General features: G+C 46.6%; 13 protein-coding genes. 9 read left to right on the top strand and 4 right to left on the bottom strand.

Annotated elements, in window-relative coordinates:
* Nucleotides 1-322: 322 nt before the first annotated feature.
* Entirely contained in the window at nucleotides 323-898 is a 576-nt protein-coding gene (locus NWE73_RS06595; RefSeq protein WP_277577502.1) for a hypothetical protein, read from the top strand.
* 63 nt (nucleotides 899-961) lie between these two features.
* Here NWE73_RS06595 and NWE73_RS06590 read toward each other — a convergent pair whose 3' ends face one another.
* The 4 genes from NWE73_RS06590 to NWE73_RS06575 all read right to left on the bottom strand — a co-directional run bounded on the left by NWE73_RS06590 (nucleotide 962) and on the right by NWE73_RS06575 (nucleotide 8,108).
* The gene (locus tag NWE73_RS06590) at nucleotides 962-4,654 is read right to left on the bottom strand and encodes an ABC transporter transmembrane domain-containing protein (protein WP_277577501.1); all 3,693 of its coding nucleotides are present in this window, start codon (nucleotides 4,652-4,654) and stop codon (nucleotides 962-964) included.
* Nucleotides 4,655-4,970: 316 nt separating this feature from the next.
* The gene (locus NWE73_RS06585; protein ID WP_277577500.1) at nucleotides 4,971-6,260 is read right to left on the bottom strand and encodes a putative Na+/H+ antiporter; all 1,290 of its coding nucleotides are present in this window, start codon (nucleotides 6,258-6,260) and stop codon (nucleotides 4,971-4,973) included.
* Between the two features lie 24 nt (nucleotides 6,261-6,284).
* Nucleotides 6,285-7,208, bottom strand: a complete 924-nt coding sequence (locus tag NWE73_RS06580; RefSeq protein WP_277577499.1) for an ADP-ribosylglycohydrolase family protein — start codon at nucleotides 7,206-7,208, stop codon at nucleotides 6,285-6,287.
* Nucleotides 7,209-7,217: 9 nt separating this feature from the next.
* The gene (locus NWE73_RS06575; RefSeq protein ID WP_277577498.1) at nucleotides 7,218-8,108 is read right to left on the bottom strand and encodes an HNH endonuclease family protein; all 891 of its coding nucleotides are present in this window, start codon (nucleotides 8,106-8,108) and stop codon (nucleotides 7,218-7,220) included.
* Nucleotides 8,109-8,438: 330 nt separating this feature from the next.
* On the opposite strand from NWE73_RS06575, the gene NWE73_RS06570 reads away from it, so the two are divergent.
* From NWE73_RS06570 to NWE73_RS06535, 8 genes are all read left to right on the top strand, one after another.
* On the top strand, nucleotides 8,439-9,086 hold the full coding sequence (locus tag NWE73_RS06570; RefSeq protein ID WP_277577497.1) for a Crp/Fnr family transcriptional regulator: 648 nt from the start codon (nucleotides 8,439-8,441) through the stop codon (nucleotides 9,084-9,086).
* A gap of 72 nt (nucleotides 9,087-9,158) precedes the next feature.
* Nucleotides 9,159-11,477 carry a heavy metal translocating P-type ATPase gene (locus tag NWE73_RS06565; RefSeq protein WP_277577496.1) on the top strand — a complete coding sequence of 773 codons (2,319 nt, stop codon included), beginning with the start codon at nucleotides 9,159-9,161 and terminating at the stop codon, nucleotides 11,475-11,477.
* Complete coding sequence (gene ccoS / locus NWE73_RS06560) at nucleotides 11,474-11,623, top strand: cbb3-type cytochrome oxidase assembly protein CcoS (RefSeq protein ID WP_277577495.1); 150 nt, start codon at nucleotides 11,474-11,476, stop codon at nucleotides 11,621-11,623. Before NWE73_RS06565 ends, ccoS begins: the two co-directional genes overlap by 4 nt.
* Nucleotides 11,624-11,625: 2 nt before the next feature.
* On the top strand, nucleotides 11,626-13,746 hold the full coding sequence (gene ccoN, locus NWE73_RS06555; RefSeq protein ID WP_277577494.1) for a cytochrome-c oxidase, cbb3-type subunit I: 2,121 nt from the start codon (nucleotides 11,626-11,628) through the stop codon (nucleotides 13,744-13,746).
* Nucleotides 13,746-13,928 (top strand): cbb3-type cytochrome oxidase subunit 3, encoded by a 183-nt coding sequence (locus tag NWE73_RS06550; protein ID WP_277577493.1) that lies wholly within the window; start codon nucleotides 13,746-13,748, stop codon nucleotides 13,926-13,928. Before ccoN ends, NWE73_RS06550 begins: the two co-directional genes overlap by 1 nt.
* Nucleotides 13,915-14,472, top strand: a complete 558-nt coding sequence (locus tag NWE73_RS06545) for a cbb3-type cytochrome c oxidase N-terminal domain-containing protein (protein ID WP_277577492.1) — start codon at nucleotides 13,915-13,917, stop codon at nucleotides 14,470-14,472. The genes NWE73_RS06550 and NWE73_RS06545 overlap by 14 nt, the downstream gene beginning before the upstream one ends.
* A complete protein-coding gene (ccoG, locus tag NWE73_RS06540; protein ID WP_277577491.1) occupies nucleotides 14,469-15,872 on the top strand; it encodes a cytochrome c oxidase accessory protein CcoG in 1,404 nt (467 codons plus the stop codon). The genes NWE73_RS06545 and ccoG overlap by 4 nt, the downstream gene beginning before the upstream one ends.
* Nucleotides 15,869-16,507, top strand: a complete 639-nt coding sequence (locus tag NWE73_RS06535; RefSeq protein WP_277577490.1) for a sulfite exporter TauE/SafE family protein — start codon at nucleotides 15,869-15,871, stop codon at nucleotides 16,505-16,507. Before ccoG ends, NWE73_RS06535 begins: the two co-directional genes overlap by 4 nt.
* Nucleotides 16,508-16,523: the final 16 nt, after the last annotated feature.

The following is a 16,523-nucleotide window of genomic DNA, read 5'->3' as shown; positions in this document are numbered from 1 at the left end:
CTCTCTATCACTTCCCTATCTCACATTCTATTCCAACATTCTGTTGTGCCTGCCTCGCAATGACCGAAAAGAAAGCATCTGCTTTCTCGTTGTTTTGCCGATCTTATTATACCTGATATCGACTTTTACCCAGGCACAGTCTCTGACGAAACCAAGACCCGCCTCTACTCTCGCGCCGATCAGTTGATGAAGTATTATCTCCGAACCAGAAATGGGCTGTAGTGCTCTGTAAATAATTCCCAAGAAGCTGAAATTCCTAGAGAACTTATTGCCTCCCTAAGACTCTTAAGAGACTTAAAAGACCTCATTTGGAGGTTTTCCCGTGAAACACTTTATCCTGGTCTGCTCTCTTTTCTTCTCATTGAATACGTTTGCCGCGACTTGGGCTGAAGACTTCGAAAACCTCAAAAGTGTACCGCGCAGCTATGAAGATTCCGGCGCCATTTGTGAAGAGATTGCCCGCCTTGATGTTCAAAAATCTTATCCGGCTCCGCAATATGAAGTGATCACGGGGATTTCCTACAGCGATGAACAAAGACGCGTGATCGGCGAATTGGATGTTATTGTTTTCGATAAGAACATGAACAAAGTGATTCGCATCGCCGAAGTCAAATGCTGGAAAGACATTCGCGCTGGCTTGGAAAAGGCCATGGAACAACGCCAACGCTTTTTGAAAGCCATTCGTTCTTCAAAAGGATTGATCTTCAGATCGACATCGTCAGATGTGACTTATTCCAAAGAACAATTTGAAGGTGTCAGCGACTTCATCACTCTTGGACAAAAAGGCACGGTTCAAGCTGGTTATGGTCAGGAACTTGAGTACACTCTTTTAGAACTTCATCAACACCGCTATGATATGATCGCCTGCCAACACAAAGGCCTTTGCGTAAAACCATAAGACGAAGAAACAATCCAACACCAGCGCTGGCGTCGCATTGCTTCTTCACTAAGAGGTCAGGAATTAGACCAGACTTTCTTCAATCTCTTCCACCGAGATCTCATGAGGACGGCGAATCGATTTCACCGTGCCGGCAGAGATCTCAACAATTTGATCACAGTCCGCGATAGTTCCCAAACGGTGTGCGATGATCAACATCGTCACTCCCGCAAAGGCTTCGCGTATCACTTTCTGCAAGATCGCATCGGTTTGTACGTCCACGCTGGCAGTCGCTTCGTCCATCACAATGACCCGCGCTTTCGTCAAGAGTGCTCGCGCAAGACACAGCAACTGTCTTTGCCCTTGGCTCAAATTCAAACCACCTTCAGTCACCGGCGAATTCAATCCTTGCGGTAGCGACTCAACATGCTCCCACATAGAGGCATGCTTCAAAGCGCCCATAACTTCTTCATCGCTGTATTCATTATAACGATCCAAATTATTGCGGATCGTGCCCATGAACAATGTCGGGTCTTGAGGAATGATCGCCAAACTACGACGAAGTCTTTCCAAAGAAACCCCTGCGACATTCACGCCATCAATCACGATGCGGCCCTCTTCCGCCTCGATGAAACGGAATAAAGATTGAAAGAAGGTGCTTTTCCCTGAGCCCGTGCGACCAATGATCCCGACTCGTGTCCCCGCCTCAACATTGAAAGTGATACCTTTCAAAACCAAGGGCAGATGAGTCGCATAGCGCACTTGCAGGTTGTTCACTTCAATCGCGCCGAACTCTGGCCAAGTGGGGCGCAGTGGCTCTGGCAATGCGACCAACGTGTCTTTCTCCGCAGGCAGGTTGGCGAAAAACTTCAAGCGCTCAATCGAAGTCATGCGTGATTCGATATCAGCAAAGATACGCACGCCCCAATTCAAATAGGCCCAGAAGGACAATGAATACATTGTTACCAAGCCCGCCGTACCGGCACTCATGATGCCATAATAAGCGGACAAGCTCACACCCGCCGTTGTTCCGATAGAGATCAATCCCCCCACCACGGGAATGCGAGAAGAAAACCAACGATTCAACATATAGTGCGAGAAGAACATTCTTTGACTGTGTGCTAACTTGTCATAGAAGTTCTGCAAGAACCAATCAGACTTGCTGAAACCACGAATCACCACCAAGCCCTGCAAACTCTCTTTAAAGTGAGCATAGCGAGGCGAGCGCGCAATACTGTCCAAACGCTTGGCTTCACGGGCCGGCCTGCGGTAGTCGCGCTGTAAGAAGTAATACAGCAACATCACGGGCCCGATCACAAACACCATATAAGGCATTAGTCCCAAGATCAGCACCAGCGCCGCGACCACTTGCAAAGCACAGTTCACAGCAGAACTGAAACTCCATTGCAGATAGACATCCACCGATTCGATGTCGCGAGAAAATCTTTGCAAAACACGGCCCACCGGAGTCGAGTCAAAGAATCTGACGGGAGCTTTTAAAACACTCTTCAGCATTTTGTCGTGCATGTCCTTGCCCGCCTGAATTCCACGGCTGAGCCAAAACAAATTATCCAACAAACTGGCCACCAGGACTGAAATACCAATGGCACCATAAATCCCAATGGCCGTCAGAGCATTCCATTCATTTTGATGAGTGGAGTAATATGACAACCATGACTTCTGCGCCAACGGCAAAACCGTCACACCAAGTGCCCCCAATAGCAGGGCCAACAAAATCAAAGGTTTCGTGTATTTCCCATCCCCGCCCAATGAGCTGATGTAATCCCAATACACGGATCCCTTCACAGCCCCAACTTCGCGGTCCTCGTCTTCGGTCACGCGGGATTCATGAATCTCTGTAGTCGCGGCTTCTGCGGCGACAGCAGCCACCTCTTGAATCGCTGCGGGCTCCTGCTCCCCTTGAGTTTTGCCGTGTTCAGAATAGAAATCGGCAAACTCAGGACAGGTCACCTTAAGCTCTGCAAAAGTACCAAGGCCTTTCACTTGTCCGTCTTCGATATATAAAACTTGATCGAACATCGCCAAATGCTCCAGACGATGCGTAACCACGATGCGAGTTTTTTCTTTCCACGCGCCAAAGATCAGACGCTGAACCAGTTGATTTTCTGTCTCTGCATCCACCGCCGACAATGGGTCATCCAGCAAAACCACTTGCGGCCGAGACAAATAAGCTCGTGCCAAAGCGACACGTTGCTTTTGCCCACCGGAAAGATTCACACCTTTTTCGCCGATCTCAGTGCGCAAACCCGCTTTCCATTCTTTCAGATCTTTATCCAAACAGGCGTTATGTAAAGAGCGGCGCAGTTCTTCACCACTGACCTCTTCACCAAACTTAAGATTCTCAAGCAAAGAGGCATTGACGACATAAGCCTCTTGCGGAACGTAAGCCACGCGCGGACGCAATTCAGCGGCATCCAAGCCCGTAAACTCCACAGCTCCTGCTGATGTTGGAATTTCCCCTAGCAAAGTATAAATCAAAGAGCTTTTCCCGGCTCCCACAGGCCCTACGACAGCCAAAGATTTTCCTGGTGCCACAGAGAATGAAATATTCTGCAAAACAGGACTGACCGCATCTTGATAAGACACCGTCAAGCCATCCACTTTAACGCCAGCCGCTTTACCAGATTCATCCAAGCGTCCGGTTTTTTCCTGAACCTCTTCCTGAGACAAGAAATTCAAAATACGACGAGCGCCCACCAAAGCCTGGGTATATCGAGAGATCAAACGCGATAGTTCTCCGAAGGGCCCTTCCAAAAGACCAAACAAAGAGATGCAGGTAAAGATCAAGGCCGCATCCAACTTTTCACCGCGCCAGGCATGAACGGCCAAGGCCACGAAAAGCACAAAAGTGGAAACGCCAAGATAACCCAATGACGAAAAAGTTTCCGCGCGCGCAAGATGACGACGAGCTGCCAGTTCTTTGGCTCTGACATCATTCACTTCTTTTGCAACGCTTTTTTCCCAAGCAAAATACTTCACCACGCGGATCGCATTCAAGGCTTGCGTCATCAAAGTGACCCGATGATCGCGATGGGCCATCATCTCGTCATCCAGTTTGGTGAACGTTTTGCTGATAAACTTCGTCAAAGGCGCCAGAACCAAAAGGACGGCAATCGCCGCCAATGTCGACCATCCTATATAATAGAAGAGCATCCCGACGATCGCGAAAATCATGACCACGGCATAGGCCAAATCTGCAAGGATCAAGGCATAGTCCGCGACCGAGTCACTGTCGCTGCCCATGTAATTCACAATATCACCGAGCTGGTTTTTCTGACGAGCCTGCAGACTGAGCTTGAGGCTGTGTCGGAAGATTTTCTCATTCAGCAAATTACTTAAAAGCTGATAAGAGCGCAAAGTCCGCACGTAGTAATGCTGAATACAGAAACCTGTTAAGAAGCCGCAGAATCCCAGCAAGGTTCCGACCAAGAGGGTTTCTTTGAGGTTTTCATTCGTGACTCCTGCCGATATCAATCCGACAAAGCGATGCACCAACACGGGCGTACACAAAGAAAATACAGCACTGGCGATATACCAGGAATAAGCCGGCACCAGATACTTCTTTAAAGAGCTCAATAAGGAGAATAAATGCGCGTGCGGCGCATGCCATTTCACTTTGGCGATATCGATAGATACCACACGCGGATCAATATCGGCTGGCAAAGGCAAAAGATCGTTTTCTTGAATGATCTGAGTCCTTGCTTTTTTGACCAAGGGGGAAACCTCGGTGAAGAATAAACGTCTGAAGAAATTCATAAGAATCCAATTCAAAGGAAGAATTTTTTAATTTAATTTTCGATTCCGTCAGAAAGATTTTTTAGATCCCGAGACTTCGTCGGTTATTTTGGGGGAACATCAAGAGAGTTAGTCTTTTATATTCTATCTTTTATAAGACTGTGACTCTAAAAACAGTGAAGCTAAAAAGCCGAATGTAGGAGGTCCATCGATTTTAGCAATTTTAACAATGCAGTGAAAATCATAATGTCCTCCTCTCGTAAAGATGGTGCTAGAATAGCGAAGCGTTTTTGCCTTGTCTAGAGGGCAATAAAAATATTTTTTGAAAATTGCTCCCCTAAAGTAACCAAAGAAATGCGATCGCGACTGCGGTCGGAGCAAGGGCCGCCAATAAAAGGTTTAAAGGTTTGATACCACCGGGGAATTTTTGGCTCAAAATAGAATACCCGGCTGCATTTGGAGCATTGGCAATAATAGTCAAACCACCACCAGCAATAGCTCCCCCGACCAAAGCATATTTACTTGCGTCAGACAAACCTTCGACCTGCGACCCCAAATATGTCAAAGCGGCATTGTCGGTAATTGCGGTTAAAGCGACAGCACCTTTAAATAACAAAATCTCATTCATGCTTCCCAACAGCGGCGCCAACCACCATTTTTGGAATGCTCCGAACTGGATGATTCCGCCCAAAAACATGGATACCAAAAGACTCTCTTTAAGACGAAGTTGATCTTGATAGCGAAGAGTCACACTGGCAACACCCATAAAAAGCAAAAACAATCCCATAAAGGCATTTTGATAATGAGCCGTGGCGACGATTCCCACCATGAAAGCCAAATGCACCAAAGTCACCGCCCATGGAATTTCGGCGTGGCCCGACGCTAAACGCTGTTCGACTTCTCGTAAAGTGATACAGCTTTCCTGGAACTGTTTTCTGAAGATCAAAATCAATCCAAAGGCATTCACTGTCACGGCAAGAGCGCTCTTCCAGCCAAAATTAGAGAGAATAAATTGAAAGTCCCAATTCCACTTCGTTGCCACCATCAGAATCGGCGGCGCTGCAAAAGGTGTTAAAGCTCCGCCAATAGAGACGTTAACGAACAAAACTGCAATCAACGCGTAGATCAATTTGCTCGTTTCTTTTTGCAACATTGAATTTAACAAGAAGGCCGTAACCGTCATCGCCGCAGGCTCAGTGATAAAACTGCCACTCAATGGGCCAACAATCAAAATGATGATCAGATCCGTAAGAACAGCTGGTGTTCTAAAAACTTTTTGAACCAAAGTGCTCAATGCCAAAATTCCCTGACGAGCCGCTGTCAAGATAGGTCTGGTTGAACAGACCACCATGATCGCAAAAATAAAAAACGGTTCAATGAAATCTAATGACTTTTGATAGGCAATCGCCGCTTTCCAACCTTCGACGCCAATATAGACGGCCATAAACAGCGACGCCCAAATGGCAAAGACAACCTCGATTTCCCCCAGAAGATGAAGTGTATTACTCCACATCGAATCCTTCGGAAAATGATGAGACAAAGCAAGAATACGGCCCACCAAAAATGTGTGAATAACCGCAAGACCGAAGAAAATAGCACCGAGGAGTTCAATCGTTGTGTATGTCATGAACTCTATACTACTCAGGAAAGTTTAGTGCTGTCCAAAAAAAGCGTTCACCAGTTGTTGGATTTCTTCTTTAAATTCTAATTTGTTAAGCCACCTTGCCGGAATCGCCGCGCTGCCATGAAAGGCACCACAAAGCGCCCCTGCCACGGCTCCACAAGAATCTGAATCGTCACCGCGATTGATGACAGCCACCAGAGATTCTTCAAGAAAATTGTAATTCATAAAGGCATAAAGGCCTGCGCACAATGTATCTACGCAAAATCCAGAAGTTGGAAGCTGCTCCCAGGGAAGTGACAACAACCCCTGAAGACGTTCCGCAATCAACGGTGAAACTTCTTTGGCTTTTTCGACAGCAACGGCGAAGATTTCATTTTTCCCATTCCCCGCCAAGGCCGCTTTAAGAGCCGCGACAAAAACCAAATCACAATCGACACAGTGCTGATGTCCATGGGTCATTTTGGTTTGTGTGATCAAAACGTCCGTCAATGATGAGACGATCGTTTCTCCTTGATAGTGGGTGGTGACCTGCTCATCCAGAAGGCACATGGGAGCCACCCGCATGATCGAGCCATTTCCCTGGAAATCATTATTCACAAAGCCACAGTCACGTAGAGGAAGGTCTGCCGCCAGATTTTTCAAACCTTTGATCGTCGTCGTCCCGATATCCGGCGGATTGCTGGCATACCAGGCCAGCATCTCCCTTTTCAAAATATCGAATGAAAATTGCGAAGAACTTTGAATGGCACGCATCACACAAAGCATCAGATCCGTGTCATCCGTCGCTTCGCCGGCTTTCCAATTGAACTTCCCACCGCCGACAATTTCAGTTTGAGAATTCCACGACTCTGATGGGGGCAAAAATTCAAGAGGGGCTCCCAGAGAATCTCCGGCGTGCAGCCCCCACAACATTCCTAAAACTTTATCTTGTCTGATTTGCGCTTCTGACATTCCTCTGTACTACTGACAGAGATTCATATTGTCAGCCATAAAGGCTCTTTGCTGCTGCAAATCTTGAGCAGAGTAATTGAATTTCGAAAGATCGCAGTGATTTTGCTCAATCAGCGACACCACGGCTTGTTTTTCTGGCGGCGTCAGACCTAATTCCCAGATCAATTTCACCTTGAGCCACTGTTCCAGATACTGGCACGCATAAGCTTTATTCGGAGGCATATACTCTTCAGGCGTTCGGTCGCTCTTTTTCATATTCTGTGGACCATCCGCAGAAATCAGATGAAAGCTGTTACCCAAAAAGTTCGCATACAAGCAACGTTTACGGAAATCCCAGCGCCAGCCACCGCTGATGTAAGTGTTTTTTAAAGGAACAAAGTGATCAATTTGAATATCGCTGGCTTTGGTCAATTGATTGCCTGTATAAGGCTCATCCCAAGAACCCGCAACCACCGTGCAACCACTGGAGCTGACCGTGACCGGTGTTTTAGAATCTCGAATCAAAACTTTGGCTCGAGTGTTATAGCAAGTGTCATCGTTTTTATCGTTAATCCATCCACCAAAATGCTTGCTGCGGTTGTACGGTTCATTCACATCGCCGTAGCTCTCATTGTGATGATCGAACTGAAGCAGAGACAGAACTTTAGCTTTTAACTCCGCCATCCACTCTGGAGCTTCCAGAAAAAGATTTTGCGCCGACTGCAGGGGGTCGATTTCTTTGCCAATTTTCTTAATGGTGTCTTGATGACTCACTTGCTCTGACGCCATGTCGACATCGGAAACTGTATAGTAGTCGTCAAAGCGAGGATTTGATCCCAATTTCTGCTCTTCCTGAGCTGAAGCTTGGTGAGTGTTTGAAACTATCGCGCTGATCGCTAACACGAGAAGAAGCTTATGCATACGTCTCCAAGTCCATCTAGAGCTGTTCAATTTGGTTTTCTTTTTTGTTCTCGCCAACAACATCCTGTTGCTGTGCGGAACATGCCCTATTAGAAACAGACCTAAGACTATTGGCAAATGGAATATTGTTAGACTTTTGTTAAGCTACCGACAACTGGACCCTGGATCCTCACCCCATCTACCTAACGCAAAGGGACATCTAGATGGAGAGCACCATACCAATGTGCGTTTTCTCTACGGAAGATGGAGATTGTTTGTTACTCTAGGTTTATGTCCACGCCAAAGACCGACTGCCCGAAACACGCTACGACCAATTGTCAATTTTGTGACATGAAAGACGAAAGTCTTCTGTGCTCTTTTCCTGATGCTATTGATGTCATCCAAAAAGCAAAGGTCACCTGTCGTTTTAAGAGTGGTCAGGTCATTTTCTATGCGGATAACGATCCACTTGGGATTTTCACTATTCAAAGTGGCTTGGTGAAGTTGGAAGTAACATCACCTTCGGGTGCTGCACACACCCTGCGTCTTATGGGACCAGGAGCCGCGTTGGGATATCGCTCCCTTTTTGCTAATGAGCCTTATCATGCTTCGGCAATTGCGGTGGAAGACTGCGAACTTTGTTTCATTTCAAAAGCCGACATCATGAATCTCTTCACCACTCATCCTGAGATGGCCCTCAAACTTCTTCATCATATCTCCAAGGACCTTCGGATTGCCGAGGAAAAGTGGATGGGCCAGATGGATAAAGGGGCGGCCGAGAGAATTGCTGAGGCCCTCTTGTTTTTACAAGATCACTTCACGCACCAAAATTGGACTCGTCGCGAGATTGCGCAGTGGGCTGGTACAACCCCTGAGACAGTTATTCGCACACTGGCTCAATTTGAAAAAGAAGGACTCATCGACCAGACAGATGGTCGAAGTATTCGCATTTTAGAGAAAGAAAAGCTCAAAATTCGCGCGTCTCCTCCCGGGGTGTAATTTAGCAAGGCCATGACTCCGATCATACTTTAAAGTATAAGCCTCATCCATAGTGATCACAGAGGACAAGCTATGGAAGTGGTAGATAAACAGAATTGCCAATATTGTGGAGCGCTCACTGAGGGCGCAACTTATTGCTGCACTGCCTGTGAGATCCTCGATCAGAAAACTCACTCTTCCCTCGCGCGCCCTATTGAGAACCCTTATTCGTATTTAGACCAAAATGACTTCCGCAATCTTTATCGTCAACCTCAGGGCACTGACTACAACTTCCTCTTTTTTGCGGAAGGCCTGCACTGCTCCTCTTGCGTGCATTTACTTGAGAAACTACCGCAATTTTGCGAAGGCGTCTCAAACGCCCGAGTGAACTTTGGCCAATCCACTGTGGCCATCAATCTCGATGACAGCGCTTCATTGGGAAATGTGGCTCTAGCCATACAGGAGCTTGGCTACAAACCCAGCCTGCTCAGCCCCCAAGATGACTTGCAGGAAAAATACAAACTGGAAAATAGACGTTTCCTTATGCGTATTGCCGTTGCTGGTTTTTGTGCCGGTAACACCATGCTTTTTGTGATTCCGGTTTACGCAGGGTTGGCTGGATCTTTCGCGGTGACTTTCAACTGGATCAGCTTCCTGCTCTTTCTTCCAATTCTACTTTACAGTGCAGTCCCTTTCTATCAAGGAGCTTGGAACTCACTCAAATACAAGATCGCCAATGTGGATCTTCCAATCACGATAGCTCTGCTCACTGGCTTTTCATTTTCAACCTACAATTTAATTCGCGGCGACGGGTCCATTTACTTTGATAGCACGGCGAGCTTTATGTTCTTTATTTTGAGCGCGCGCTATCTGTTAAAACGCGTACAGCAAAATTATCTGGCTCCCGCTCGCGCCTCTTCTCTTTTTCAAGGGGAAAAATATTTACGCATCGGCACTGGCGCCATCGGCGCTATCGGCACTGGCTCCATCGGCGCCATCGGCACCATGGACAACGAACTCATTCCTTGGAATAAGATCGCTCCCAAAGATCGTTTGCTGGTTAAGTCTGGTCAAACATTGCCCGTTGATTGCGAACTGATCTCCGTGCGTGCCAGTCTTGATATGTCACTTTACAATGGGGAATCTCTTCCTAAAGATTTCACCCAAGGCATGACTCTTTTTGCCGGCAGTAAAGTTTTAAATGATAAAATTGAAATCAAAGCACTTACCAACTTCGAAAGAAGCCGTGTTGGTCAATTGTTCAAACAACTTGATCAACAGGCCTATCAAAAAAGCAACTTTGTCACTTTAACCGATCGCTTGGCACAAAAACTGATTGTCACCGTCTTTGCGACGGCGATTCTTTTCTTCGCAATCTACTTCTTTGTCGATCCGTCTGAAGCCTTTAACAGATCTTTAGCATTAATTGTCCTGGCCTGCCCTTGCGCCTTGGCCTTTGGCTCGCCCCTCACTCTTGGCCTTGCGTTAAAAAAAGCGCAAAGCATGGGCATGTTGATCAAGAATGCGAACAGTCTGGAGCGGATACTCGCTGTTAAAAATATTTTCTTCGATAAAACCGGCACTCTGACTGAAGGCGCCTTAAGCCTGGTGCACACGGCCCCGACTGTAATTCCTGCTGATCTACAAAAAATCATCTTGAGCTTGGAAGCTCATTCTTATCATCCGATCGCCTTTGCTCTTCGCAAGGCGTGGAAGAATGACGAGACTCTTTATGAAATTAAAGAGGCCCAAGAAATCCTGGGAAAAGGTGTGCGCGGTTTGATTGACGAAGATCTTTATGAAATTCGCCATTTATCGGAAACCACTCATGACTCGGAACTGGGTATTGAAGTTTTTAAGAATCACGAAAGTCTTTGCCGTCTTTACTTTGTCGACTCACTTCGCAAAGACTCCCCCGAAGTTGTGGCAAAAATTCATTCTTTGGGACTTAACAGCTTTCTGCTCTCGGGTGATAGAAAGTCTCGCGTCAAATCTGTTGCACAATCCTGTCATATTCCTGAGGGGCAATGTTTCGCCGAGCTTTTCCCTGAAGACAAAAAAGATATTCTTGAACGCTATAAACAGACCTGTATGATTGGCGACGGAGCCAATGATTCACTCTGCCTGCAGCAGGCCGATGTGGGAATAGCCGTGAAAGGAAGCGTTGACTTGAGTTTGCAAAGCGCTGATGTCTATTTCACCCGTGGCGGACTCATGCCACTTTTAGATTTGATCGCCCTTGCTCAACAAGCACGCAAAGTTTTGATTCGCAATTTATCAATTTCTCTCATCTACAATACTCTGGGTGCTGTGCTGGCTCTATCTGGATTTATCAATCCCATGATGGCCGCGATCTTAATGCCGATCAGCTCCGTGATTATTATCTTGTCCTCTTTGTGGGGGCTTAAATGAATATTTTGATTTTGATGATTCCCATGGCTTTAATTTTAGGAATTGGCTTTGTCTCAGCCTTCCTCTGGGCCACATCCAAAGGTCAGTTTGATGACCTCGAGACACCTGCACACCGAATGTTAAAAGACGAACACGAAAGGAACTAACCGTGAATACTTCAGGGAATGTCATCGAAAGAATATTCTACGATGACGATATTGTTAAAAAATTCACTCTTGCAACGATGATCTGGGCCCTCGCCGCCTTTGTATTCGGATTGATTGCAGCACTTCAACTTGCCTATTGGCCAATGAATGCCAATTTGGAATGGATCACCTTTGGACGTCTGCGTCCCTTGCATACCAATGCTGCTATTTTTGCCTTTGGTGGAAATGCGATCTTTGCCGGAATTTATCATTCATCACAAAGACTTTTGAAAACCCGCATGTTTTCGGATCTGCTATCCAAGATCCACTTCTGGGGCTGGCAGCTTATCATTGTTGCCGCTGCCATCACTTTGCCACTGGGTTACTCCCAATCTAAAGAATACGCAGAGCTAGAATGGCCAATCGATATTGCCATCGCGGTTATTTGGGTGGTTTTTGCGATCAACTTCTTCATGACCATCCGCAGACGCCGTGAAAAGCATATGTATGTGGCTATTTGGTTCTATATTGCGACAATCATTACGATTGCTGTTTTGCATATTGTGAACTCAATCGAAATTCCTGTGGGCATGATGAACTCTTACCCTGTGTATGCCGGCATCCAAGATGCCATGGTACAATGGTGGTATGGCCATAATGCAGTGGCGTTCTTCCTCACCACTCCGTTCTTGGGCTTGATGTATTACTATGTCCCAAAAGCGGCGAATCGCCCGGTTTACTCTTACCGTTTATCGATTGTCCACTTCTGGGCCTTGGTATTCATCTACATCTGGGCTGGCCCCCATCACTTGCTTTACACTTCCCTTCCTGAATGGGCGCAAACATTGGGAATGATTTTCTCGATCATGCTTTGGGCGCCTTCTTGGGGTGGTATGATCAACGGTCTTTTGACCTTGAAAGGCTCTTGGCATTTGTTGCGTACGGAGCCGCTGATTAAATTCTTTGTCGCAGCCTTAACATTCTATGGAATGTCGACATTCGAAGGACCTTTGCTTTCAATCAAATCTGTTTCCGCTTTGGGTCACTATACAGACTGGATTGTCGGTCACGTGCATTCCGGAACTTTGGGCTGGAATGGATTCTTGGTCTTCGGGATGATTTACTATCTCGTGCCACGTCTTTGGAAAACTGAATTGTATTCCAAGAAACTGTTGGAGAATCATTTCTGGATTGGTCTGACAGGCGTCCTTCTTTATTACATCTCAATGGTTACTGCCGGAATCACACAAGGCTTGATGTGGAGAGCAGTTGCTAAAGATGGAACATTGGTTTACCCAGACTTCATCGAAACTGTAGTGCGTATTGTGCCGTTGTATTGGGTGCGCGCGCTCGGCGGAACTCTGTACATCGTTGGTTTCTTGATGATGTGTTACAACATCTTTAAAACAATCAAAATGGCTCCGCCACAAACGGCTCCAGAGGCTCAAGAGGTTTCTCGCTCTGGCTACAATGAAATCACCAAAGCCACTCACAGAAAACTAGAGGGAATGGGTCTGACATTCTCAGTTCTATCTTTCTTGGCTATTGCCGTGGGTTCAGTGATCGAGATCTACCCAACTCTTTCTCTTCACAAATACATCACTCCTGCCAACATCATCGAGCCTTACACTCCGCTGGAACTGGCTGGTCGCGATCTTTACGTCAAAGAAGGCTGTTATCTTTGCCATTCTCAGCAAATCCGTCCGATTGTTTCAGAGGTTTTACGCTACGGAAAAGCGTCAACGCTTGAAGAGTCGATGTACGATCACCCTTTCCAATGGGGTTCTAAGCGCACTGGACCTGACCTTGCTCGCGTCGGCAAAAAATATCCAAATCTTTGGCACTTTAGCCATATGATGGATCCTCGCTCTATCACTCCAAAGAGCATTATGCCGAACTATCCATGGTTGGCAGAAAAAGACACAGACTTTTTAGTTCTGAGAAAGAAACTTTCTGTCATGAAATACCTGGGTGTTCCGTATGAAGAAGATGTCATTGCCAATGCAGACATTCATGCGCAAAAACAAGCCAAGGAAATTGCCGAAGATCTTGAAAAGAACGGCGCTCCTCGTGGTCTGGAGAAAAAACAGATTATTGCTTTGATTGCTTACCTTCAGTCACTAGGACAGAAAGGAAAACAGTAATGAAACAACTTGGATTGGCGGCCTTCACCGACACTTATTTGACAGCCCTCGGGTTGATTATCTTCTTTCTGTTTTTTATAGGCATGATTCTTTGGGTGAACCATAAAGACAGAAAAGTGTTATACAAACAAATGGAAAACATGCCCCTCAACGACGGAGAATTAGCTCATGAGCGACTCTAAAGAAAAATTTCACGAATATGATGGCATCATCGAGCATGACAATCCCTTGCCGACTTGGTGGTTGTGGACCTTCTTCCTCACTATTATCTTCGCGTTCCTCTATTTCATTCACTACCAATTCGCCGGCGGTCCAACACTGACCCAGGAATTGAAAGTGGCCATGACTCAGCTTGAAAAAGAACAAGCTGCAAGTGTCGCGGCAAGTCCGGTGGAAACAGAAGAGTCTCTGACTGAGGCCTTCGGTAAGGACGGAGTTGTTGCTTTGGGAGCCTCAACTTTCCAAGCGAAGTGCGCTGCCTGCCACGGACAACAGCTCCAAGGTCAAATTGGTCCTAATTTGACGGATAAGTTCTGGATTCACGGTCGCGGCAACCGCCTGGATATCGTAAAAGTTATTCGCGAGGGCGTTGCTGACAAAGGTATGCCGCCATGGGGACCGGTTATGAAAAAAGAGGAGATCTATGCAGTGACTGCATTCATCCTCAGCAAAAAAGGCAGCAATCCCCCTGGTGCCAAAGCTCCACAAGGAGAAGAAGTGCCATGAGCGATTTAGATTCTGGTAAGCTAACATCCGTTGATGAACATGGTGATCGCCTTGGTATCATTCCCGCTGAAGTTCGCGGCTTTTACCGCAAGCATCGGACCTGGACTCAGTTAGTCTTACTAGTGATCTTTTTGGGTCTACCTTGGACAACCATCCAAGGTAGACAAACAATCCTGCTCAATATCCCAGATCGAGAATTTGCCTTGTTTGGGATGTTGTTCAAATCTCATGATGCCCCGTTGATATTCTTTATTCTGGCCTTCGTCACTTTGGGACTGGCTTTTGTCACTTCCATTTGGGGGCGTGTATGGTGTGGCTGGGCCTGCCCACAAACGGTATTCATTGATGCCATCTACCGCCGTATCGAACTTTGGACTGAGGGCCCTTATCTAAAGCGCCGTCAGTTGCAAGCCAGCCCCATGACTATGGAAAAGTTTTTGAAGTCTGGTTCAAAGTGGTTCCTGTTCGTGGTCGTATCTTCTTTGATTGCCCATAGTTTCATGGCGTATTTCGTCGGCGCCAAAAATTTGATTCAGATGATTCAAAATCCTCCCGACGAGAATCTGACTTACTTCATTCTGGTATCGGCCTTCACAGGTTTGATCCTTTTTGATTTTGCTTGGTTCCGCGAACAATTCTGCGTGATCATGTGCCCATATGGTCGGATTCAATCTCTTCTCTTAGACCAAAAATCTTTGGCCATCGTCTATGATGTCAAACGCGGTGAACCCCGCAAGGCACCCAATGTTCCAAAGGAACAGCAGGGCGACTGTGTTGCCTGCAATCGTTGTGTTCAAGTCTGTCCTACGGGGATTGATATCCGCAATGGCTTACAAATGGAATGTATCGCTTGTACAGCCTGTGCCGATGCCTGCGATGAGATCATGGAAAAGGTCAAAAAACCTAAAGGTCTCATTCGTTATGACACCCTCGATTTTTCAAAAATTTCACTCTTCCGTCCTCGCTCTATGATTTATATGGCCGCTCTAATAGTTCTTGCAGCCGGACTCACTTACGCTATTTCGTCACGCGAGCCGGTCCATATTGCGATTTTGCGGGGCCAGGGACTTCCCTACTCTTATGTTAAGAACGAACAAGGCGAAGAGGTTATTCTCAATCAATTTAAAATACATATTCAAAATCAAGGCACCGCCGACGCCCTCTATCGTTTGGAACTCCCTCCAGACCTTCTCGCAAAAGGTGTGCAGCTGACTGTCGGTGAGAACCCACTCACGCTTCGCCAGGATGAAAGCCATGAATGGTATTTCTTTATTCGCGTCAGCCCTTTGCTCATGCAACAAAACTCAGGACAACTAAAAACTCGCATCATCCTGGAAGATTTGAAGAGTTCTTTCAAAACTGAAAAAGAGTTGATCCTGGTTGGACCGAAGAACCCGTGAACTCGGCAATCTTCTTAGCAGCGGGAATTTTAGCATCAAGCTTCTTTGGAAGTTGGCATTGCGCCGGAATGTGTGGGCCCATCGCAACCTTGATGGGCCAGCGTAAAAATCTTTTGCCCTATCACCTCGGTCGTTTTGTTTCATACAACTTATTGGGGGTCCTCGCTGGATCCTTAGGGCAGTTCTTCTTAAACAGCAACTTCGTTCATTTGCGCTGGATATCAGCTTTGCTGTTTGCTGTTGTCCTTATTTTCATGGGAGTTCGCTGGATTGCCCCTGATTTTCTCGTTCGACTTATTCCCTCTTTGGAAGGGCATCCGTTAATGCGGTCCTTACGCAAGTTGCAGGTCTTTCACTTGAAGCAATCAGGATTTGTTGTGGGTCTTTTAACCGCACTTCTTCCTTGCGGTTGGCTTTACACTTACGTCACCGCGGCTATTGCAACAAAAAGCATCTGGGGTGGCGTGATGGTCATGACACTTTTCTGGCTGGGCAGCCTGCCCGCCCTTAGTGTCCTTCCTTCCATGATTCGTCAGACAATTCAAACGACACCTATGAAACACCAAAAGATCGCCGGTGTTATTCTCATTCTTGCCGGTCTTTATTCCATCTTCAGTTTTGTCTTTCTTCACTAGGTTCATCGATAATTTC

Source organism: Bdellovibrio svalbardensis (assembly GCF_029531655.1).
GTDB lineage: Bacteria > Bdellovibrionota > Bdellovibrionia > Bdellovibrionales > Bdellovibrionaceae > Bdellovibrio > Bdellovibrio svalbardensis.
The sequence above is the reverse complement of the archived record's forward strand: the minus strand, read 5'-3'. Positions and strand labels throughout refer to the sequence as shown.

Bases quoted from the DNA above. Each gene is read 5' to 3' on its own strand.
- NWE73_RS06590 (WP_277577501.1), bottom strand. From the start codon at position 4,654: ATGAATTTCTTCAGACGTTTATTCTTCACCGAGGTTTCCCCCTTGGTC.
- NWE73_RS06585 (WP_277577500.1), bottom strand. From the start codon at position 6,260: ATGACATACACAACGATTGAACTCCTCGGTGCTATTTTCTTCGGTCTT.
- NWE73_RS06580 (WP_277577499.1), bottom strand. From the start codon at position 7,208: ATGTCAGAAGCGCAAATCAGACAAGATAAAGTTTTAGGAATGTTGTGG.
- NWE73_RS06575 (WP_277577498.1), bottom strand. From the start codon at position 8,108: ATGCATAAGCTTCTTCTCGTGTTAGCGATCAGCGCGATAGTTTCAAAC.
- NWE73_RS06570 (WP_277577497.1), top strand. From the start codon at position 8,439: ATGAAAGACGAAAGTCTTCTGTGCTCTTTTCCTGATGCTATTGATGTC.
- NWE73_RS06565 (WP_277577496.1), top strand. From the start codon at position 9,159: ATGGAAGTGGTAGATAAACAGAATTGCCAATATTGTGGAGCGCTCACT.
- ccoS (WP_277577495.1), top strand. From the start codon at position 11,474: ATGAATATTTTGATTTTGATGATTCCCATGGCTTTAATTTTAGGAATT.
- NWE73_RS06550 (WP_277577493.1), top strand. From the start codon at position 13,746: ATGAAACAACTTGGATTGGCGGCCTTCACCGACACTTATTTGACAGCC.
- NWE73_RS06545 (WP_277577492.1), top strand. From the start codon at position 13,915: ATGAGCGACTCTAAAGAAAAATTTCACGAATATGATGGCATCATCGAG.
- ccoG (WP_277577491.1), top strand. From the start codon at position 14,469: ATGAGCGATTTAGATTCTGGTAAGCTAACATCCGTTGATGAACATGGT.